Below are 20,913 nucleotides of genomic sequence, written 5' to 3'. Positions count from 1 at the left end.
GCTCGTCATAGGGCAGCTTTTCCTTCAGCTCACCGTGCACGAACAGCACGCCGCAGCCGTCGCCGCCCGCGATGCCAATGTCCGCCTCGCGCGCCTCGCCCGGCCCGTTCACAACACAGCCCATGACGGCGACCGTCAGCTCCTTGTCGCAGTCCTGCAGGGCCTCCTGCACGCGGTTGGCAAGGCCGATGAGGTCGATCTTCGTGCGGCCGCACGTCGGGCAGGAGATGAGGTTCACGCCCTGCTTCCGCAGACCGGCCGCCTTGAGGATCGCCTTGGCCGCCACGACCTCGCGCACGGGGTCCGCCGTCAGGGAGACACGGATCGTATCGCCGATGCCGAGGCACAGCAGACCGCCGATGCCCATGGCGGACTTGATGGTGCCCATATATTCCGTGCCAGTCTCCGTCACGCCGACATGCAGCGGATAGTCGCTGCGCTCGTGCATCAGGCGATAGGCCTGCATCATGAGCGGCACATTGCTGGACTTCATGGAAACGCAGATATCGCCGAAGCCGACGTCCTCGAGCATCCGGATGTGGGAAAACGCGCTTTCGACCAGCGCCTCCGGCGTGGGATGGCCGTATTTTTCCAGCAGGGTCTTCTCGAGGCTGCCGCCGTTCACGCCGATGCGAATGGGGATATGGTGGGCGCGGCAGCAGTCTGCCACGGCGCGCACATGGGCCTCGCCGCCGATGTTGCCGGGGTTGATGCGGATCTTGGCCGCACCGCCCTCCGCCGCAGCGATGGCAAGGCGATAGTCAAAGTGGATATCCGCCACGAGCGGCAGCGGGGACCGGGCCGCAATGGCGGCAAAGCCCTTTGCCGCAGCCTGATCCGGCACGGCAAGGCGCGCCAGCTCACACCCGGCCGCCTTGAGCGCGGCGATCTGGGCAAGGCTGCCCTCCACGTCCGTTGTGGCGGTGTTCAGCATGGACTGGATCGAGACCGGCGCGCCGCCGCCGATGCGCACGCCGCCCGCATTGATCTGTCTGGTCATTCCGGGCCTCCTCAGGTAAAGAGATGGAAAATATCCTTGAACGTGATGACCGCGATCAGCAGGAGCAGGAGCACCATGCCGACGCCGTTGATCCACGCCTCATATTTGGGGTTGAGCTTTTTGCGCGTGATGCGCTCGATGAGCGTCGTGAGCAGCAGGCCGACGATGCGGCCGCCGTCCAGCGCCGGGATGGGCAGCAGGTTCATCACACCGAGGTTGATGGCGATGAAGGAGAAGTAATACAGCACGACAGCCAGCCCCTCCCAGGCGCTCTCCTGCTGGTTGGCCGTCTCCGTGACCTGCTCGACGATGCCGACCGGTCCGCTCATATCCTTCAGGCCCGCGCGGCCCGTAAACAGGTCCCCGAGGCCGAGCCGTACGATGCGGACAAAGTCGACGCAGCTGTTCCACGAGAAGCCGAGCGTCCCGCCAAGCGTTTTTTCCTGCACGTCGATCGTGAAGCCGTAGAGCTGCTCGCCGCCGAAGTCGCGGCGCTCGACCTGTGCATTCGGCAGGCGCACCTTTTCGCCGCCGCGCAGCACCACGATGTCCGCCGTGCCGCCCTCGCAGCGGTCGAGCAGCATCGTGACGTCACCCGACGTGTAGACGCGCTCGCCGCCGATGGAATAGAAGCTGTCGCCCGCCTGCAGCTGCCCCGCAAACACGCTGGCAGAGTCGACGGACGCGACGGCGCGCGTGGGGATGGCCTGATAAACGGACGCCACATAGATCGTCATGATGAGCAGGCCCGCCACGAGATTCATAAACGAACCGGCCACCAGAATGAGGAGGCGCTTCCAGACCTTCGCGCGGCCGAAGGCGCGCGGATTGTCGCTGTCGCCGTCCTCACCCTCCATGGCGCAATAGCCGCCGATGGGGATGCAGCGCAGAGAATACAGTGTCTCGCCCTTCTGCTTTTTCCAGATCGCCGGACCCATAAACAGGGAGAATTCATTGACCTGCACGCCGGACAGCTTCGCCGTCAGGAAATGGCCGAACTCATGCACGAGCACGAGCAGGCCGAACAGGAGGATTGCTACCAGAATATAAACAACGGTCAAGCTCATCACCTCATCCAGGAATCTGCCGCCGCGCGTGCGGCGCGGTCGGCCTGCAGCACGGTCTCGAGCGTGTCTGCTACCGCAAACGGGACAGCCTGCAGCGCGTGGTCGACCATGCGCGGAATGTCATAAAAGCCGCACTCGCCGCGCAGGTAATGCGCCACGGCGGTCTCATTCGCACCGTTGAGCACCGCGCAGGCCGTTCCGCCGGTCTGCGCCGCCTGCTTTGCAAGGCGGAAGCACGGGAAGGCTTCCTCATCCGGCGCATCGAACGTCAGGGGGCCGCAGCGCAGCAGGTCGAGCGGCTCAGCCGGATTCTCCGCGCGGTTCGGGTAGGTCAGCGCCAGCCGGATGGGCACGCGCATATCCGGCACGCCGAGCTGGGCCAGCACGGCCCCGTCGCGGAACTCCACAAGCGAATGCACGATGCTCTGCCGGTGGATGACGACGTCGACCTGCGAAAGCGGCAGGCCGTACAGCCGCATGGCCTCGATGACCTCAAGGCCCTTGTTCATAAGCGTCGCGCAGTCAATGGTGATCTTCTCGCCCATTTTCCAGTTCGGGTGGCGCAGGGCGTCGGCCTTCGTCACCTGCCGCAGCTTGTCCGGCGTCTTGCCGAAGAACGGCCCGCCGGAGCATGTCAGGATCAGGCGGCGGATCTCGCTGCGGTCCCGGCAGCCCATAAGACACTGAAAGATGGCGGAGTGCTCTGAGTCGACCGGTACGATCTCCGCCCCGGCCGCCGCAGCCTCGCGCATAACGAGCTCGCCCGCGCAGACGAGCGTCTCCTTATTGGCAAGGGCAATGCGCTTTTTCGCCCGGATGGCCGCGAGCGTCGGCCGCAGGCCGAGCATGCCGACAACAGCCGTCACAACGGTGTCCGCCAGCGGGTGCTCTGCCGCGGCGATGAGGCCGTCCATGCCGGAGCGAATTTCAATTTTCTCCCCTGCCAGCGCCTCACGCAGGCGCTGCGCGGCCTCCTCCGTGCCCATCACGGCAAGCTGCGGCCGGAAGCGGCGGCACTGCTCGGCCATGCGCTCCACATTCTGCCCGGCAGTCAGCGCAGCGACGCGCACGGGCAGCTGCTCAACGACCTCGAGCGTCTGCCGCCCGATGGAGCCGGTCGAACCGAGGATCGTCAGATTTTTTGTCATCATATCACTTCACCGCAAACGGGATGAGCAGGATCAGGAGCTCGGTCAGCGGCGCGACGAGCATCGTGCTGTCGAATCGGTCGAGGATGCCGCCGTGTCCGGGGATCAGATTGCCGTAGTCCTTGATGCCGACCTGCCGCTTCACGACGGACAGCGTCAGATCGCCCACGATGGACGCCGCTGCGCCAAGCACGCCGTAGATCGCGGCATAGAAATAATTCACCTGCGTAAAGCCGAAGCACTTGTTCAGGAGCAGCGTATACAGGCACAGGAACACGATGTTGCAAACGACGCCGCCGACTGCACCCTCCACGGTCTTCTTCGGGCTGACGATGGGTGCCAGCTTATGTTTGCCGCAGGCGCGGCCGACAAAATAAGCGCCGCTGTCTGCGACCATGGACAGCAGGAAGGCCACCAGAATATAGAACTTGCCGCCGTCCATGCCGCGCAGGCGCACAAGCGCGCCGATGAGGAACGGATAGACGAAGCCGCTGAACAGCGCCACGCACACGGCCGTGAAGCGCAGCTCCGTATGAGCCGCGAGCAGCTCGCAGAACAGGGCGCAGAAATAGACGAACAGGCCCAGCAGCGCGCACAGCCACAGCGTCTGCTCCGAGACGATGCTGCACGCACGCAGCCACGACCACATGACGTTCGCCATAGCGGCGACAACCGTATAGGCCAGAATGCGGCGATGCTTCAGGATGCCGGTGCGCCAAAGCATCTCATAGGCCGCCACGCCGCAGGCCAGTGCAAACAGAATCGCCGTTGCCACAGGCGGCAGAAACAGAACGACGGCCAACAGCAGCGGAAGTCCGACGCAGGCGGCAAGAATGCGGGTCAGCATATTATTTCACTCCTCCAAAGCGGCGATCGCGCGCGTTGAAGGCGTCGATCGCTTTGTCCAGCTCCTCCGGGCCGAAGTCCGGCCAGAGGACATCCGTAAAATAGTATTCGGCATAAGCCGACTGCCATAACAGGAAATTGGAAATGCGAGTCTCTCCGCCGGGGCGGATGACAAGCTCCGGGTCCGGCACCCCGGCAGAATAGAGCAGATCGGAGAACATATCCTCCGTCAGCTCCTCCGGGCGGCGCTCTCCGGCGGCGCACTGTGCGGCAAAGCGCTGTGCCGCACGGACGATCTCATCGCGGCCACCGTAGTTCAGGCAGAAATTCACCTGTACGCCCTCGTATTTCTTCGAGCGTTCCACAGCCTCCTGCGCCTCGCGCTGCAGCTCCGGCGAAAGCCGGGTCAGATCGCCGAAAAAGCAGAAGCGCACACGGTTGCGGTCCATGTCGCGGATTGCCTCGCGGAGGTATTTCTCCAGCAGGTCCATAATGGCGTCCACCTCGTCCTCCGGGCGCTTCCAGTTCTCCGTGGAGAAGGCGTAGACCGTCAGATACTGCAGACCGATGCTCTTGGCATAATTTGCGATCGTGCGGAACGACTCCGCGCCCGCCTTATGTCCTGCAGGACGCGGCAGACCACGCTGCTTTGCCCAACGGCCGTTGCCGTCCATGACGATGGCGATGTGGGTCGGGATCCGCCGCGGCTGCGCCGGGGCGGTCTTTTTTCGGAATAATCTCATTGCAGTTTTTTCCAATCCGGGCCCAATCGGCGCAAAAGGGAACCGTCACGGTCCCCTTTTGCGAAGCGGGCTCTATTCTGGGCGCTCAGAGCTCCATAAGCTCCTTTTCCTTCACGGCGCAGGCCTCGTCTACCTTCTTGATATACTTATCGGTCAGGTCCTGCAGGTCCTTCTCGGCCTTCTTCTGGTCGTCCTCGGTAATCTCAGACTTCTTCTTCAGGGCCTTGACATAGTCCATGGCATCGCGGCGGATGTTGCGCACGGCGACCTTGGCATCCTCGCCGTACTTCTTGACCTGCTTGGTCAGCTCGCGGCGGCGCTCCTCGGTGAGCTGCGGGAACACCAGGCGGATAACGCGGCCGTCATTCTGCGGATTGATGCCGAGGTCGGACGTCTGGATGGCCTTCTCGATCTTCTTGAGCAGGCTGCCGTCCCACGGCTGGATGACGAGCGTGCGCGCATCAGGTGAGGCGATGGTGCCGACCTGTCCGATGGGCGTATCGACGCCGTAGTACTCGACGCTGATGCGGTCAAGCACGCGGGCATTGGCACGGCCGGCGCGGACGGCGCCGAAGTCCTCCTGGAGCACCTCGAGCGTGCGGTCCATTTTGTAGGTATAGTCCTTAAAGTCAACCATGTTATTTGTCCTCCTTCACTACGGTTCCGATCTTTTCGCCCATCACAACGCGCAGGATGTTCTCGGGGTCCTTCAGCGCGAAGAGAATGATAGGAATGTGGTTGTCCATGGAAAGTGAGGTCGCCGTCGAGTCCATCACCATCAGGTGGCGGGCAAGGACCTCGTCATAGGTGATCTCGTCGAATTTCACGGCGTCCGGATTCTTCGCGGGATCGTCGGAATATACACCGTCGACGTTCTTGGCCAGCAGAATGGCGTCGGCGTTGATCTCCGCCGCGCGGAGCACCGCGCCGGTATCCGTCGAGAAGAACGGGTTGCCGGTGCCGCAGCCGAAGATCACGACGCGGCCCTTCTCCAGATGGCGGATGGCACGGCCGCGGATATAGGGCTCGGCGATGCGGGTCATCTCAATGGCAGTCTGCACGCGGACCTCAACGCCGCGCTGCTCCAGACTGTCGGCCAGAGCGAGGCAGTTGATGACCGTGGCAAGCATGCCCATCTGGTCGGCGCGGGTGCGCTCCATCCGGTCGCCGCCGTCCTTGATGCCACGCCAGAAATTGCCGCCGCCGACGACGATGCCCACCTGCACACCGGCTTCGACGCACTGCTTGACGACGTCGCAGACACTGCCGATCACATCAAAATTCAGGCCGCGGTGGGCGTCGCCCGCCAGGGCCTCGCCGCTGATTTTCAGAAGTACGCGGCGATACTTCGGCTCGTTCATGGGGAACCTCTCCTTTACCTTCTGTTTGTCTTCGTCTATTCTATAATAATTTTGCCGGATTGACAACCGAAATCTGCATATTTTCACAAATTGTTTTTAAATTTCTTTCCCGGACAGATGAAATTTCGCGATTTGTATGCAAAGGAGTTGCGATTTTGGGCGGACTGCGCTATAATGAGGAGTACTTTTACCTGAGAGGATGGGAAACATGGCAGACGAGCTCAATCGCCCGGAGATCAAGAATTTTATCGAGGCCTTTGTCGAAGAGGATATCGGCCCCGGCGGCCAGTATGAGGGCATGCAGGTGCACACGCGCTTCCCGCCTGAGCCGAACGGCTATCTGCACATCGGCCACTGCAAAGCGCTGTGCATCGATTTCGGCACCGCCGAAAAATTCGGCGGCATCTGCAACCTGCGCATGGACGATACGAACCCCACAAAAGAAGACACGGAATACGTCGAGGCCATCAAAGAGGATATCCGCTGGCTCGGCTTTACCTGGGACGACCGTTTTTACTATGCATCCCAGTATTTTGACAAGATGTACGAGTGCGCAGAGGACCTCATCCGCAGGGGTCTGGCCTATGTCTGCGAGCTGACGCCCGAGCAGATGCGCGAATACCGCGGCGACTTGACGACCCCTGCCCGCAGCCCGTACCGCGACCGTCCCATCGAGGAGTCGCTCGACCTCTTCCGCCGCATGAAGGCCGGTGAGTTCCCGAACGGCGCCATGACGCTGCGCGCGAAGATCGACCTTGCCTCCGGCAACTTCAACATGCGCGACCCGGCCATCTACCGCATCAACCATATGCCGCACCACGCCACGGGCGACAAGTGGTGCATCTATCCGATGTACGATTTTGCCCACCCGATCGAGGATGCCATAGAGCACATCACGCATTCGCTGTGCTCGCTGGAGTTCGAGGCGCACCGCCAGCTCTACAACTGGGTCGTGGAGCACTGCGACCTGCCGTCGAAGCCGCGTCAGATCGAGTTTGCGCGCCTCGGCATCAACTACACCGTCATGTCCAAGCGCAAGCTGCGCAAGCTGGTCGAGGACGGCCGCGTCGCCGGTTGGGACGACCCCCGCATGCCGACGCTGTGCGGTCTGCGCCGCCGCGGCTACACGCCGCACTCCATCCGCAGCTTCTGTGAGCGCATCGGCGTGGCAAAGGCCGCTTCCACCGTGGAATATGCCTTCCTCGAGCACTGCCTGCGTGAGGACCTCAACGATTCCGCCACGCGCACCATGGCCGTGCTGCATCCCCTGCGCCTGACCGTGACGAACTATCCCGAGGGGCAGACGGAGATCTTCGAGGTTGAAAATCACCCGAACCACCCCGAGATGGGAAAGCGCGAGATCCCGTTCTCCCGCGATCTTTGGATCGAGCAGGATGACTTCATGGAGGAGAAGGTCGGCAAGTTCTTCCGCCTCTTCCCCGGCAATGAAGTCCGCCTGAAGGGTGCCTACGTCGTCAAGTGCACCGGCTGCGTCAAGGACGCGGACGGCAACGTCACGGAGGTCCTTTGCGAATATGACCCGGCCTCCCGCGGCGGTGACCCCGCCGACGGCCGCAAGGTCAAGTCCACCATCCACTGGGTCGAGGCCAACGGGGCCGTAGACGCCGAGGTACGCCTATATTCGAACCTCTTCACCGATCCCGATCCCGACGCGGCGGACAAGGACTTCCTTGAGTGCCTGAACCCCGATTCCCTCGAGATCCTCACGGGCTGCAAGATCGAGCGCGCACTCGCCGCGGCCAAGGCCCCGGAATCCTATCAGTTCATGCGCCTTGGCTACTTCTGCCCGGACAGCAAGGACTCGACGCCGGAGCACCCGGTCTTCAACCGCTCCGTCAGTCTGAAGGACAGCTATAAGCCGCAGGCCTGATCTCCAAAAAATGCAGTGCTCCCGGCGGGAAATCCCGCCGGGAGCTCAAACTATCCAAAAACCGCCAAGCCGAGAGTTTCGGAGGGAAGAAAAGTGTGAAAGGAAACCGTCAGGGTGTCCTTTCGCGTTTGATCACCCGCCGCAGCGGCAGAATTGCAAAATCATGCTGCAGATTTTGCAATTCTGAAAGCAGCTTGGTGAAAAAGCCCGAAGGGACTTTTTTGACAAGCTGTGCTCCCGGCGGGAAATCCCGCCGGGAGATTTTTATATGCAAAATACCTGAAGAAACAGCAGCTTCTTCAGGTATTTTACCAATTATTTGATCTGCGAGCCGGAGCGGAGGACGACATCATGGTAGCCGCCTTCCACGATGGACGTGGCCGAGACGAGCGTCAGACGGGCGTTCTTCTGCAGGTCAGCGATGGTCTTGACACCGCAGTTGCACATGGTGCTCTTGACCTTGTAGAGACTGATCTCTACATTGTCGTGCAGGGAGCCTGCGTAGGTCACGAACGAATCGACGCCCTCTTCAAAGCTCAGCTTGCCTGCGCCGCCGAGGTCATAGCGCTGCCAGTTGCGTGCGCGGTTCGATCCCTCGCCCCAGTATTCCTTCATATAGACGCCGTTGACCATGACCTTGGCTGTCGGGCTCTCGTCGAAACGGGCAAAATAGCGGCCAAGCATGAGGAAGTCCGCGCCCATGGCCAGTGCGAGCGTCATGTGGTAGTCATAGACGATGCCGCCGTCCGAGCAAACCGGCACATAGACACCGGTGGCGCGGTAATATTCATCGCGGGCGGCGCAGACCTCGATGAGAGCCGTAGCCTGACCGCGGCCGATTCCCTTTGTCTCGCGGGTAATGCAGATGGAGCCGCCGCCGATGCCGACCTTGACGAAGTCCGCGCCCGCCTTGGCAAGGAACAGGAAGCCGTCGCGGTCAACGACGTTGCCTGCGCCGATCTTGACGGAATCGCCGTACTGCTCGCGCACCCAGGCGATGGTCTTCTCCTGCCAGCAGGAGTAGCCCTCGGAGGAGTCGATGCACAGCACGTCCGTGCCCGCGGCCAGCAGGGCCGGGATGCGCTCCTGATAGTCGCGCGTGTTGACGCCCGCGCCGACGAGATAGCGCTTCTGATCGTCGAGCAGCTCGAGCGGGTTCTCCTTATGGGAGGCGTAGTCCTTGCGGAACACGAAGTACAGCAGGTGGCCGTCGGCGTCCACAATGGGCAGGGAGTTGAGCTTATGCTCCCAGATGATGTCGTTTGCTTCCTTCAGCGTCGTCTGCGCTGGCGCGGTGACGAGCTTTTCCAGCGGCGTCATGAACGTGCTGACCTTCTGGCTGCCGTCCATGCGGGAGACGCGGTAATCGCGGCTCGAAACGATGCCGAGCAGGCGGCCGTTCGCCGTGCCGTCGTCCGTGATGGCAACGGTCGAATAGCCGTTCTTCGCCTTGAGCGCCAGAACGTCCGCCAGTGTGCTGTCCGGCGTCAGGTTGGACGCGGAGACGACAAAGCCCGCCTTGTGGTTCTTGACGCGGGCGACCATCGCGGCCTCGGATTCGATGGACTGCGCACCATAAATAAAAGACAGCCCGCCTTCCTTCGCCAGCGCGATGGCCAGCTTATCATCGGAAACGGACTGCATGATCGCAGACACCATGGGGATATTCAGAGAAATGGCAGGCTCCTCACCCTTGCGGAAGCGCGTCAGCGGCGTGCGGAGCGAAACATTGGCAGGGACACAGTCCTCCGCCGTGTAGCCGGGGATCAGCAGATACTCGCTGAAGGTGTGGCTCGGTTCGGAATAGTAAAAGGCCATTGGGATCGTCCTCCTCCTGAGAATTGGATATGATGAAGAGATTATAGCCGAAATCCGCCGTGCCGTCAAGCGTTTTTGCCGGTCAGCAGAGGCCTGAGCTTTACAGCTCCCAGACCTTCTGCTATACTATTCCCATTGAAATACGGAAGAAGGATCGATATGGATCATCTGGGCCTTGATCTCGGGACGACGACGATCTCCGCCGCCGTGCTGGACGCGGACGGCAGGCTCCTGTGCACGCGCACCGTGCCGGGCGGCGCTGCCGTCGCCGGGCAGCCGTGGGAGCGCAAGCAGGATGCCCGCGGCATCGAGCACGCAGCCCTGTCCCTGCTGGACGGGCTGCTGCAGGAATTTCCGGACATCGGCTGCGTCGGCCTGACCGGCCAGATGCACGGCATCGTCTATGTGGACGCGGCGGGGCAGCTGCTCTCGCCGCTTTACACCTGGCAGGACGAGACGGGCGCGCAGCCGGGGCCGGACGGGAAAAGCACGGCGGCCCGCCTGACTGCGCGGACCGGCTATCCCCTCGCCTCCGGCTACGGCCTCGTCACACTCGCTTGCCATCAGGCAGCCGGAACCATCCCGGACGGGGCCGCTGCCGTCTGCACGATCGCGGACTATCTCGCCATGCGGCTGTCCGGCCGAACGGCCCCGCGCCTCACGCCCTCCATGGCCGCCAGCCTCGGTCTGTTCGACGGAACGGACTTTGACCGCAAGGCCGTCCGCCGGGCGGGACTGCCGGAACAGCTCCTGCCGGAAGTCTCGGAGAAGGCAGAACTGGGCGGCGGACGGCTGCACATCTTTGCCGCGCTCGGCGACAATCAGGCCAGCTTCCTCGGCGCGGGGCAGGGACGGCTCGACGCGCCGCTCGTGAACATCGGCACGGGCAGCCAGTTTTCGTTCTTCACGAAGGAACACCGCACCGTGCCGGGGCTGGAAACGCGCCCCTTTCCCGGCGGCTGGCTGCTGACGGGCGCGCCGCTTTGCGGCGGGCGGAGCTTCGCCCTGCTGGAGCGTTTTTTCCGCCAGACAGCCGAGCTGGTCACGGGAACGCCCTGCCCGTCCGCCTACCCCGCCATGCTCCGCGCGCTGGAGGCTCCCATGCCGGACGATGTGCCGCAGTTCCGCACGACGTTTGCCGGAACGCGGCAGGACCCGGCGGAGCGCGCCGTGCTCAGCGGACTGGATGAGGAGAATTTTGCCCCCGTTCCCCTGCTGCACGCTCTGCTGCGCGGCATGGCGGATGAGCTTGCCGCCTACTACCGCGCTGCGCTTGATGCCGGATGCTTGCCCGCCGGGCGGCTGCTTGGCTCCGGCAACGGCCTGCGGCGCAATCCCGCCCTGCAGCGCGCCGTTGCGAGGAGCTTTGGCCTGCCGCTCACACTGGCCGCCGTCCCGGAGGAGGCCGCCTGCGGCGCGGCGCTGTTTGCGCGGATAGAGATGCAGGAGGCTTTCTGACTTGTGATTTGCCTGCAGCGGCGGGACCGGCTGTCCGCTCCCCTACAGCATTTACCCGTACAAAACCAGCAAGCCTCCGCGCGATTTGACCGCGCGGAGGCATTTTTTTCATTTCTGTTCCCGGAACCACTGCTGCACGGCCGGGACGAAGCGCCGGTCCGCCGGGCAGAGGTCATAGCGCTCCAGCCCGGCAGGTCCTACCCAGTCGAGCGCGCTGTGCTCCAGTGCGCGCGGCTCTGTGAGCGGCTCGGCCTGATAGAGCGTCAGATGGACCGAGAGATCCGGATAGTCGAACACCAGCTCGTCCACGCGCGGGCCGACATGGACCTCTGCATCGAGCTCCTCGCGGCATTCGCGCGCCAGCGCCTGCTCACCCGTCTCGCCGGGCTCGAGCTTGCCGCCGGGGAATTCCCACTGCAGGGCGCGCGCCTTGCCCTCCGGGCGGCGACAGAGCAGGACGGTCTGCCCGCGCGTCAGCATGGCTGCGGCGACCTCGAGCGGCGCAGGCCGCCAGGCCTCGATCAGGTCGCGGTGCGTCGGCACGAGGTCCGCCGTGCGCAGCTCCTCCGGCGTAAAAAAGCGCAGCGTGCAGGACTCCCGGCTGCAGTGCAGCTCCGGCTCCTGCGGAAGCTGCGCGCGGAACAGGACGATGACCATGCGCCAGACCGTCCCGTCCTGATAGCTGGCGATGCGGTCGGCGTCATCCACGACGCGCACCCGCGTAAAGGCCGCCTCCGGCAGGCGCAGGCCCGTCTCCTCGAACAGCTCCCGCGCAATGCCGCGCGCCTCGCTCTCCCCGCGGCGCAGCCGCCCGCCGGGCAGGCCCCATGCGCCGCAGTCCCAGCGCTGCTCCAGCAGGAGCCGCCCGCGGCATTCGAGCAGGACGTTCGTTCCCATGCGCGTCGGGCTGTTCGGCCTCGGCGCGGCAGGATCATGCAGATAATACGCTGCAACCGGCATGGTCATCCCCTCCTTACGCGGCATAGAGCCGGGATACGATCCACGAGACGAGCCTGCACGGCAGGAGCCTGCTCAGCAGGACCGCCGCGCTGTACTGCGGCCCAATGGCATACAGCGGCTTCGTCCGGCGGCGGAGCGCCACGCGGCACAGGAAGGCCGCGGCTTTCTCCGGCGGCATGCCGGTCTGCTCGTCATGCTCCATACGGGAGACGGAACGGCTGATACGCCCGCCGTACTCAGTGTCGCCCCGGACGTTTTTCTCGCGCGCCGCCGTGAAGCCGGTCTTCAGATCGCCGGGCATCACGGCGCAGACGTCGATGCCGAACGGCGCGACCTCGCAGCGCAGCGCACTGCTGTAGGCATTGATCGCCGCCTTTGCCGCAGAATAATACGCCTGAAACGGGATGGCGACGGGCGCGGCGACGCTGCTGACATGGACGATCCGCCCGCCGCCCGCGCGGCGCATGCGCGGCAGAACGGCATGGTTCACATTGACGACGCCGAAGAAATCGACGTCGAACAGACGGCGTGCCTCCTCGGGCGTGGTGCACTCCACTGCGCCCGAGATACCGAAGCCCGCGTTGTTCACCACAAGGTCGATCCGCCCGGCCTCCGCCTCGATGGCGGCGACCGTCCGCTCCACAGCGTCCGCGTCCGTGATATCGCAGGCCAGCGACGTCACGCCGGGCACCAGCGCGCCGTGCCGCGACAGGGCATACACCCGAAGGCCCCTTTCCGCCAGCGTCTGCGCCGCGGCAAGGCCCAAGCCGGAGGTCCCTCCGGTCACAATTGCAGCTTTCATAGGATCCTCTCCGGAAAAATGGGGCCGCTGCGCAGTGCAGCAGCCCCGGATCGCTTTAGATAGCCTTTGGCTCGATATTTTCCTCCAGCCACTGCTGCATGGCGGCGCGGCCCTCGTCCGACATGGGGAAGGTCCGCTCCTGTTCCATTTCGCTGAGCTCATAGCACAGCTCGCCGTGCCACAGCTCGGCGTGGATGGAGCTGGCAGCCAGATCGACCTCCTTCGGCGTGGCCATCACGACCGTCGGGGCGATGCGGAAGCGGAGCAGGCCGCAGCTGCCGGTAAAGATATTGTTGTTCTCAAACGTGTGAAGCGTAGGAAGGAAAATCTCCATCAGTCTTTCATCAGCTCTTCCATCTCACCGATGAGCTCGCCGAACAGGCTCAGGGCCTCTTCAACCGGCTTCGTGGTGCTCATGTCCACGCCTGCGCCCTTCAGCAGGTCGATCGGGCTCTTGCTGCAGCCGCCGGACAGGAAGCCGATGTAGTCCTTCACAGCAGGCGTGCCCTCACGCAGGATGCGGCGGGACAGCGCGATGGCTGCAGCATAGCCGGTGGCATACTGGAAGACGTAGTAGTTGTAATAGAAATGCGGGATGCGCATCCACTCGGTGTCGATCTCGTGGTCGAGCACGATGTTCTCGCCGAAGTACAGGCGGTTCAGGCGGCGATACTCGGCATTGAGCACCTCGGGCGTAAGGCTCGTGCCCTCCTGCGCCATGCGGCCGACATTCAGCTCGAATTCGGCGAACATGGTCTGGCGGTACAGCGTCGTGCGGAACTGCTCGAGGAAGTGGTTGATGAGGTAGGCGCGCTCCTTCTTGTCCGTCGTCTTGCCGAGGAGGTACTCCATGAGCAGGGCCTCGTTGCAGGTGGAGGCGACCTCCGCCACGAAGATCACATAATCGGCGTCGAGCGGGTTCTGGTTGTGGTTGGAGAGATAGGAATGCATGGCATGGCCCATCTCATGCGCCAGCGTGAACTGGCTGTCGAGCGTGCCGGTGTAGTTCAGCAGAACATACGGATGGACGCGCGCGCCTGCGGAATATGCGCCGGAGCGCTTGCCCGCGTTTTCATAGACGTCGATCCAACGGTTATCGAAGCCCTGCTGCAGCACTTTGCGGTAGTCCTCGCCGAGCGGAGCCAGCGCGTCGTAAACGGTCTTCTTGGCCTCTTCGATGGGTGTGCGGCCGCTCACGCCCTCAATGAGCGGGCAGTACAGGTCGTACATATGCAGCTCGTCCACGCCGAGGAGCTTTTTGCGCAGATCGACATAGCGGTACATCTTGTCCAGATTCTTGTGAACGGCCTCGATGAGGTTCGTGTAGACGCTCGTCGGAACGTTTGTGACATCGAGAGAAGCCTCCATGGCAGAGCCGTACTTGCGGGCCTGCGCGAAGAACTGCAGCTGTTTGACCTGAGAGGCCAGCACGGCGGCGATGGTGTTGCCGAAGCTGCCGTAGGTGTGATAGAGATTCTCAAAGGCGCTCTTGCGCAGCGCGCGGTCGCCGGACTCCATGTAGGAGATATAGGTGCCGTGGGACAGCGGATGCTTGTTGCCCTCGCCATCCGTGCAGTCCGGGAACTTCATATCGGCATCCGTCAGGAGACCATAGATGTTGTCCGGAGCCTGAGCCATCTCGCCTGCGGCGGCCAGCAGCTTTTCCTCGGCCGGGCTGAGCACATGGGCACGGCGGCGGCGGATATCGAGAAGATAGCGGCGATAGCGCTCCAGCTCCGGGCAGGCGGTGAAGAAGCCCTCAAACGTCTCGTCCGGGATGGCCATGAGCTCCGGCGTGGCAAAGCTGCCCGCTGCGTTCAGCTCGACAAAGCTGCTCATGAGGCGGCCGGTCATCGCCTGATACTTGGCAACGCGCACATCCTCATCCGCGCGGCGCATGGCGTAGTTCGCGAGGTCGCTCGCAAGGACCTCGATCTCCTCTTCCATCTGCGCATAGGCAAGCAGCATCTGTGCGGATTCGCCCAGATGGCCCGCGAACGCAGCGATCTTGGGAATATAGCCCCTCGCCTTTTCGAGGTCGGCTTCCCAAAGCTCATCGGTTGCGTAAATATCTTCGATCGCCCATTTGTCCTGCTGTGCAAGCTCAGCACGTTCCGGGATCTTTTTGGTTTCTGCCATAGTGATTCATAACCTCCATATCAATATTTCGGTGTTCTTTGGTTATCATATCATATCAGTCCCGGATTCTCAACCATATTTCCGGGCGAAAGCACGAAAAACTGCTGCGCCGGATCAATCCGGAAGCCGTTATCCCATATGTGCGAAGGTCGTACCCAGCCGAAGCTCAAAGCCAAGTGCCTGATACATTCCCTCGTCACAGGGTGCGCAGGTGACGGTCATGCTGGCAAGGCCGTTTTCTCTGCTCCATTTCTGCGCCGCCTGCGCCAGCATATGGGCAATGCCCTTCCGGCGGAATTCCGGTTCCATGTAGAAATCCTCGAATACGCCGGTGTCGGTACACGCAAAGGTGGAAAAGCATTTTGCAGTACTGCACATACCCACGGCATGATCGCCGCACAACGCAAGAAAGAACGTGATCCTCCCGTCCTTCATTGCCTGCCGAAGCCGCTGCTGTCCTTCCTCTGTGAGCGGTTCTTCGCCGATGTCCCTTTTGAACCCGTTGATGAGCTTCAGAAGCTGCTCCCAAAGGAGCGCCGCTTCGTTTTCCGCGATCCCTTCGCGGATGGTGATGATGGTGATCCGATTTTCCATGTTGTTTCCTCCAAAATCCGATTCGGAGGGTTAGGAAGCGTGAACCCTCCATACACGACTCATTTTCATAAAAACCACCCTTTCTTTTCTTATTCAGGCACTTGAGCCTATCGAAAAACCTGCCCGGCCGAAAGCTTCGGGGGGCAGGTTTTGCGACGATTTGATCGATATCGTTCTTCGTCCGGACTCCGCGTGCTGAAATCAGCTCTCGCGGATCTCGAGGACCTCCATCGGGCAGGCCTTGACACAGATGCCGCAGGCGATGCACTTCGAGGCGGCGGGCGCGCCGGCAACCTGCAGCATCACGCCGAACGGGCAGGCCTCCACGCACTTGCCGCAGCCAACGCAGAGCTTCTTATTGACCATGTACACGCCGGTCTTCGGATTCTGGGTGATCGCACCGTGCTCACAGGCCGCAGCACACTTGCCGCACTGGACGCAGGTCATCGGGCGGACCTTGCCGTTGCGCTCAACGATCTTCAGGCAGGCCTTGTCCTGATGGAACTCTTTATAAAATGCGGTCGAGCAGGCGCGGACGCACTCCAGACATGCCATGCACGGAACATCCTTCTTGACGAAAAGTTTCTTCATGTCAGCTTCCCCTTCGGTTGGTGATATGTTGTTTCATTTCTCCGTCTCTGCGGACGGGCCAAAGCAAAAAGTTTGGCGTACCATCCCATTATACAAGGCAATGCAAAAAGAATCAATCCCAATTTTACGTTTTCGACAATTTTCCCTGCGTAGGCCATGCAAAGCCGGGCAAACTAAGCGGGACAATCATAATATCAGGAGGATCTTGATCGATGAAACGAACCAAAGCTCTGCTCTTTCTGACGCTCGCCCTATGCGCCGCGCTGCTCACGGGCTGCCGCAGCAATGTCCCGAACACGACAGACGGCCGCGTGGACGGCACGGAGCCATCCGCCCTCATCCCGACGGCAGCTTCGGAAATCATGACGGAGCCGTCCGCCGCAACGGACGACAGCCGTACCGAGTCCGAAAGCGGCATGACGGAGGCTTCTGAAGGCACCACAAATGCCGCAAATGCGCGCAGCAGACGATAAGAGCATGGGAACCGCCTCCTGCCCGGAAGCGGTTCCCAAATTTAACGGAGTCCGTGATCCCCGATCTGTTTTCCGGCTCCGTTTTTCTCTCCTGCTCAACCATTTCTCTGCTCGAATTATACCGCAAATCGCCTGCGGTCATGACCGATTTGTGCCGGTCTGCGGGCATGAAAAAAAGACAAGCCTGCAGGCTTGTCTTTTTTGTACCATAACGCTGAGATCAGATGGCGCGCTCAACCTTGTTGGAGCGGAGGCATCTCGTACAGACGTAAACATGGCGGGGAGCGCCGTCAACGATAGCCTTGACGCGCTTCACGTTCGGCTTCCACGCACGGTTGGAACGTCTGTGGGAGTGAGAAACCTTGATGCCAAACGTGACACCCTTGCCGCAAAAATCGCACTTTGCCAATTGCTGCACCTCCAATCATCGCAAAATCACGCTCTAGATCGCGCTAAAAGACGCCTATACATAATAGCAAAGAAATCGCAAGAATGCAAGTGGAAAATCGAAAAAATGCAAAAAAATTTTCCTTTTGGCGATTTTCCCGAATTTGCTCGAAAAAAAGCGCAAAAACGGTTGCCAAACCTACCGGAAACCGTTATAATAACATTATTATCTTCGGGCCTGTACGCCCGGTGCAGGAGGATCGCAGTCATGCCCATGAATTCCTACAGCGTTCGGCTGAAGCAGGTCGTGGAGGAATTTAACCTCATCGTCGCCCGTGAATCCAGCGATTACGATCGCATCGATCTCATGGTGGAAGAAGTCATGCGTCCCGGTCTGCCCCTGGCAGGCTTTTTTACGCATTTTGAGCCGCTGCGCCTGCAGGTCATCGGCAATGCCGAGGCGACCTATCTTCACTCGCTCACACCGGAGCGCCGCGCCGAGACCTTCGACCAGCTCTTCTCCTATCACATCCCCGCACTCGTCTTCGCGCGTAACATTGAGCCGATGCCCGAGTGCATGCAGATGGCGGAAAAGCACGATATCACCATCCTGCGCTGTCTGGAATCCACGTCCTATGTCGTCTCCAGTCTCATCACCTACCTCAAGAACGCGCTGGCCCCGCGCATCACGCGCCACGGCGTGTTCGTTGAGGTCTACGGCGAGGGCCTGCTGCTCATGGGCGAAAGCGGCATCGGCAAAAGCGAGGCCGCAGCCGAGCTGCTCAAGCGCGGCCACCGCCTGATCGCAGACGACGCCGTGGAAATTCGCAAGGTCGCCGGGAACACGCTGCGCGGCACATCGCCGGAGCTGATCCGCAACTATATCGAGATCCGCGGCATCGGCGTCATCAACGTGGCAAAGCTGTTCGGCATGGCTGCCATCAAGGACGAATCCACCGTGGACCTCGTCGTGAACATCGTCCCGGTCGGCAATGAGCAGATCTTCGACCGTCTTGGCCTCGAGGAGCAGTATATGGACCTGCTGGGCGTGAAGGTCCCGGCCATTACCATCCCCGTCCGCCCCGGCCGCAACCTCGCCATCATTCTGGAGGTCGCCGCCATGAACAACCGCCAGAAAAAGATGGGCTACAACGCCGCGGCGGAGTTCACGGAGCAGATCAACCGCCATTTCGACGAGACGGCCGGGCAGAGCTTCTGATTCGTTTATACCATGGGCTGCTGCAGAATCTGCGGCAGCCCATTTTTCATACGCCGCGTTCTGGGGCTTGCTGCGGACGGCAGACTGTGGTATACTATAATGAAATGATTTCTGTTCGCCTCCCGGCGGAAATTCCGCCGGAGGATGGCCCTGTTGTTTTTTGATATTCTGGAGGATATCTCATGGATCTGTTTGACCGTCTTTCCCTCGCGCTGCCCAGGCTCCGCCTGCTGCGTGAGGAGCCGCTTGCGGCGCACACTTCGTTCCGCATCGGCGGCCCCGCCGAGGTGATGGCCTTCCCGTCGTCGCTTGCAGAGCTGCAGGCCCTGCTGCGCCTGAGCGCACAGGAGGGTATCCGCGTGCGTCTGCTCGGCGCAGGCACGAATATTCTGGCGCCGGACGGCGGCGTGCGCGGGCTTGTCATCGTGACGAGCGGCGCGCTGACCGGCCTTTCCATGCCGGATGCAGCGCATATCGAGGCCATGTCCGGCGTCACGATGGCGCGGCTCGCCTGCTTTGCCCGCGACAACGGCCTGACGGGTCTGGAATTTGCCCACGGCATCCCCGGCACCGTCGGCGGCGGCGTCTATATGAACGCCGGAGCCTACGGCGGCGAGATACGCGCCGTGTGCCGCTGGTCGCAGGAGATGCTGCCGGACGGGACGCTCGTCCGGCGGGAGGGCGTCTCGCAGGGCTTCGGCTACCGCACGAGCGTCTTCCAGCATACAGACGGCGTGATCGTCCGGGCGTGCTTTGCCCTGCAGCCGGGCGACCCCGGCATCATCCGCGAGACGATGCGCGAGCTGATGACGCGCCGCACTGTCTCACAGCCGCTGGACCTGCCTTCGGCCGGGAGCGCCTTCAAGCGCCCGCAGGGCGGCTATGCCGCCGCGCTCATCGAGTCTGCCGGGCTGAAGGGCCTGACGGTCGGCGGCGCGCAGGTCTCGGAAAAACACGCGGGCTTTGTTGTCAACCGCGGCGGCGCGACCGCCGCAGACGTGCTGGAGCTGCTCCGTCAGGTGCAGCAGCGCGTTCTGGAGCACAGCGGCATCCGGCTCGAGCCGGAAATTCGCCTTTGGGACTGAGGAACACATGAGCTTTACGATATTTTCCTTCGGCTTTCGCTACGGCGCGCCGGAGGCTGACGAGGTATTCGATCTGCGCTGCCTGAAAAATCCCTATTGGGAGCCGGAGCTGCGTGAACTTTGCAGTCAGGACGCCCCTGTGCGCGATTTTATCCTGCACAATGAGCAGAGCCGCACCGTACTGAACTACGCGCTGTCCATGCTGCTCCTGCAGGCGGACCTGTATGCCGAGCGCGGCTGGGGCAACGACATGACCGTCGGCGTCGGCTGCAAGGGCGGCCGTCACCGCTCCGTAGTAGGCGCAGAATTTCTGGCCGCCGGGCTGCGGGAGCATGGCCATACCGTCACGGTCTTCCACCGCGATCTGAGCCGGGAGGGAAACGCATGATCTCCTTTTCCGCCAACGTGAAACGGGAGCTCTGCCGCACGGCACCGGGCGCAAAATGCTGCGCGCTGGCCGAGATGCTAGGCGCACTCCTGTATGCCAATCATTTCAGTGCCTCGTGCATCCGCATCGTCACGGAGAATCCGGAATTCGCCGCGCGGCTGCCGCGCCTGCTGCAGCGCGGATTCGGCCTGCGCTTTGACGCGCTGCCGGAGCCGGAAGCGCAGGGCAAGCGCGTGCTCGTGCTGGAGGACCCGGAAAAAATCTCGCATGTTTTCACGCTCTGCGGCTTTTCCGCCGAATCGAGCCTTGCACTGCATGTGAATCTTGCCCTGCTGGAAAATGACTGCTGCCGCCGCGCCTTCCTGCGCGGAGCCTTTCTGGCGGGCGGCTCCGTCACAGACCCTGCCAAGCGCTATCATCTGGAATTCTCCACCTCGCACCGGCGCGTATGCGCCGAGACGGGCACGCTGCTGCTGGAGATGGGCCTGACGCCGAAACAGACGGAGCGCAAGGGAAGCAGCATTCTTTACTTCAAGCAGAGCGAGACCATCGAGGAGCTGCTGGCCCTGATGGGCGCGCCGGTCAGCGCCATGACCGTCATGCAGGCCAAGATCGAAAAGGACTGGCGCAACGATGCCAACCGCAAGACGAACTGCGACACCGCAAACGTCACCAAGGCCGTGGACGCCGCGCAGGAGCAGCTTGCCGCGCTGCGCACGCTCGAGGCACAGGGCCGGCTGGACTCTCTGCCCGAAAAACTCCTGCAGACGGCCCTGCTGCGCCGCGAGCACCCGGAGGCCACGCTCTCCGAGCTGGCAGAGCTTCACGAGCCGCCCACCAGCAAGTCCACCGTCAACCACCGCATGCGCAAGCTGCTGGCTCTGGCGGCAGAGGGCACGGAGACGACCGAAGAAGGCCCGGCGTGACCGCCGCGCTTTTCCGA

General features: G+C 62.3%; 23 protein-coding genes. 8 read left to right on the top strand and 15 right to left on the bottom strand.

Annotated features, from left to right (window positions below; genetic code table 11):
• From ispG to pyrH, 7 genes are all read right to left on the bottom strand, one after another.
• On the bottom strand, positions 1-1,000 hold a 1,000-nt coding region (ispG, locus tag ACMKFF_RS04830; protein WP_419496227.1), incomplete at its 3' end, for a flavodoxin-dependent (E)-4-hydroxy-3-methylbut-2-enyl-diphosphate synthase.
• Between the two features lie 11 nt (positions 1,001-1,011).
• A complete protein-coding gene (locus ACMKFF_RS04825; protein ID WP_349135027.1) occupies positions 1,012-2,061 on the bottom strand; it encodes a M50 family metallopeptidase in 1,050 nt (349 codons plus the stop codon).
• A gap of 5 nt (positions 2,062-2,066) precedes the next feature.
• Positions 2,067-3,215 carry a 1-deoxy-D-xylulose-5-phosphate reductoisomerase gene (locus ACMKFF_RS04820; protein WP_419496228.1) on the bottom strand — a complete coding sequence of 383 codons (1,149 nt, stop codon included), beginning with the start codon at positions 3,213-3,215 and terminating at the stop codon, positions 2,067-2,069.
• Between the two features lie 4 nt (positions 3,216-3,219).
• On the bottom strand, positions 3,220-4,062 hold the full coding sequence (locus ACMKFF_RS04815) for a phosphatidate cytidylyltransferase (RefSeq protein WP_419496226.1): 843 nt from the start codon (positions 4,060-4,062) through the stop codon (positions 3,220-3,222).
• 1 nt (position 4,063) lies between these two features.
• Positions 4,064-4,804 (bottom strand): isoprenyl transferase, encoded by a 741-nt coding sequence (locus tag ACMKFF_RS04810; protein ID WP_419496225.1) that lies wholly within the window; start codon positions 4,802-4,804, stop codon positions 4,064-4,066.
• 85 nt (positions 4,805-4,889) lie between these two features.
• Entirely contained in the window at positions 4,890-5,441 is a 552-nt protein-coding gene (gene frr / locus ACMKFF_RS04805) for a ribosome recycling factor (RefSeq protein WP_349135023.1), read from the bottom strand.
• A gap of 1 nt (position 5,442) precedes the next feature.
• A complete protein-coding gene (gene pyrH, locus ACMKFF_RS04800; protein ID WP_349135022.1) occupies positions 5,443-6,165 on the bottom strand; it encodes a UMP kinase in 723 nt (240 codons plus the stop codon).
• Between the two features lie 208 nt (positions 6,166-6,373).
• Between pyrH and ACMKFF_RS04795 the strand changes: the two genes are divergently transcribed.
• The gene (locus tag ACMKFF_RS04795; RefSeq protein ID WP_419496224.1) at positions 6,374-8,056 is read left to right on the top strand and encodes a glutamine--tRNA ligase/YqeY domain fusion protein; all 1,683 of its coding nucleotides are present in this window, start codon (positions 6,374-6,376) and stop codon (positions 8,054-8,056) included.
• 95 nt (positions 8,057-8,151) lie between these two features.
• On the top strand, positions 8,152-8,379 hold the full coding sequence (locus ACMKFF_RS04790; protein WP_419496223.1) for a hypothetical protein: 228 nt from the start codon (positions 8,152-8,154) through the stop codon (positions 8,377-8,379).
• Here the strand turns inward: ACMKFF_RS04790 and ACMKFF_RS04785 are convergent.
• A complete protein-coding gene (locus ACMKFF_RS04785) occupies positions 8,372-9,874 on the bottom strand; it encodes an IMP dehydrogenase (RefSeq protein ID WP_419496222.1) in 1,503 nt (500 codons plus the stop codon). The two genes, ACMKFF_RS04790 and ACMKFF_RS04785, sit on opposite strands and share 8 nt — an antisense overlap.
• Positions 9,875-10,033: 159 nt before the next feature.
• Between ACMKFF_RS04785 and ACMKFF_RS04780 the strand changes: the two genes are divergently transcribed.
• Entirely contained in the window at positions 10,034-11,332 is a 1,299-nt protein-coding gene (locus tag ACMKFF_RS04780; RefSeq protein WP_419496221.1) for a sedoheptulokinase, read from the top strand.
• 108 nt (positions 11,333-11,440) lie between these two features.
• On the opposite strand, the gene ACMKFF_RS04775 is transcribed toward ACMKFF_RS04780, so the two are convergent.
• From ACMKFF_RS04775 to ACMKFF_RS04750, 6 genes are all read right to left on the bottom strand, one after another.
• Positions 11,441-12,292: an NUDIX domain-containing protein gene (locus tag ACMKFF_RS04775; RefSeq protein ID WP_419496220.1), complete on the bottom strand. Its 852-nt coding sequence runs from the start codon at positions 12,290-12,292 to the stop codon at positions 11,441-11,443.
• Between the two features lie 13 nt (positions 12,293-12,305).
• Entirely contained in the window at positions 12,306-13,094 is a 789-nt protein-coding gene (locus tag ACMKFF_RS04770) for an SDR family oxidoreductase (protein WP_419496219.1), read from the bottom strand.
• A 55-nt stretch (positions 13,095-13,149) separates the two neighbouring features.
• Positions 13,150-13,428 carry a hypothetical protein gene (locus tag ACMKFF_RS04765; RefSeq protein WP_419496218.1) on the bottom strand — a complete coding sequence of 93 codons (279 nt, stop codon included), beginning with the start codon at positions 13,426-13,428 and terminating at the stop codon, positions 13,150-13,152.
• On the bottom strand, positions 13,428-15,233 hold the full coding sequence (pepF, locus tag ACMKFF_RS04760) for an oligoendopeptidase F (protein WP_418467677.1): 1,806 nt from the start codon (positions 15,231-15,233) through the stop codon (positions 13,428-13,430). The genes ACMKFF_RS04765 and pepF overlap by 1 nt, the downstream gene beginning before the upstream one ends.
• A 129-nt stretch (positions 15,234-15,362) precedes the next feature.
• A complete protein-coding gene (locus tag ACMKFF_RS04755; protein ID WP_419496217.1) occupies positions 15,363-15,827 on the bottom strand; it encodes an N-acetyltransferase family protein in 465 nt (154 codons plus the stop codon).
• A 201-nt stretch (positions 15,828-16,028) separates the two neighbouring features.
• Positions 16,029-16,418, bottom strand: a complete 390-nt coding sequence (locus tag ACMKFF_RS04750) for a 4Fe-4S binding protein (protein ID WP_349136431.1) — start codon at positions 16,416-16,418, stop codon at positions 16,029-16,031.
• A gap of 212 nt (positions 16,419-16,630) precedes the next feature.
• On the opposite strand from ACMKFF_RS04750, the gene ACMKFF_RS04745 reads away from it, so the two are divergent.
• On the top strand, positions 16,631-16,891 hold the full coding sequence (locus tag ACMKFF_RS04745; RefSeq protein ID WP_349136429.1) for a hypothetical protein: 261 nt from the start codon (positions 16,631-16,633) through the stop codon (positions 16,889-16,891).
• A gap of 220 nt (positions 16,892-17,111) precedes the next feature.
• On the opposite strand, the gene rpmB is transcribed toward ACMKFF_RS04745, so the two are convergent.
• Positions 17,112-17,300, bottom strand: coding sequence for a 50S ribosomal protein L28 (gene rpmB / locus ACMKFF_RS04740; RefSeq protein ID WP_349136427.1), 189 nt, complete (start codon positions 17,298-17,300; stop codon positions 17,112-17,114).
• A 246-nt stretch (positions 17,301-17,546) separates the two neighbouring features.
• Between rpmB and hprK the strand changes: the two genes are divergently transcribed.
• The 4 genes from hprK to whiA all read left to right on the top strand — a co-directional run bounded on the left by hprK (position 17,547) and on the right by whiA (position 20,896).
• Positions 17,547-18,497, top strand: coding sequence for an HPr(Ser) kinase/phosphatase (gene hprK / locus ACMKFF_RS04735; protein WP_349136426.1), 951 nt, complete (start codon positions 17,547-17,549; stop codon positions 18,495-18,497).
• Between the two features lie 182 nt (positions 18,498-18,679).
• A complete protein-coding gene (murB, locus tag ACMKFF_RS04730; protein ID WP_418464684.1) occupies positions 18,680-19,582 on the top strand; it encodes a UDP-N-acetylmuramate dehydrogenase in 903 nt (300 codons plus the stop codon).
• 7 nt (positions 19,583-19,589) lie between these two features.
• The gene (locus tag ACMKFF_RS04725) at positions 19,590-19,970 is read left to right on the top strand and encodes an RNase adapter RapZ (protein WP_367926584.1); all 381 of its coding nucleotides are present in this window, start codon (positions 19,590-19,592) and stop codon (positions 19,968-19,970) included.
• The gene (gene whiA, locus ACMKFF_RS04720) at positions 19,967-20,896 is read left to right on the top strand and encodes a DNA-binding protein WhiA (RefSeq protein ID WP_418464683.1); all 930 of its coding nucleotides are present in this window, start codon (positions 19,967-19,969) and stop codon (positions 20,894-20,896) included. The genes ACMKFF_RS04725 and whiA overlap by 4 nt, the downstream gene beginning before the upstream one ends.
• Positions 20,897-20,913: the final 17 nt, after the last annotated feature.

The organism is Faecousia sp. (assembly GCF_048519415.1).
Lineage (GTDB): Bacteria > Bacillota > Clostridia > Oscillospirales > Oscillospiraceae > JAZOXB01.
Note: the sequence above shows the minus strand (reverse complement) of the source record. Positions and strands in the feature narration are given on the sequence as shown.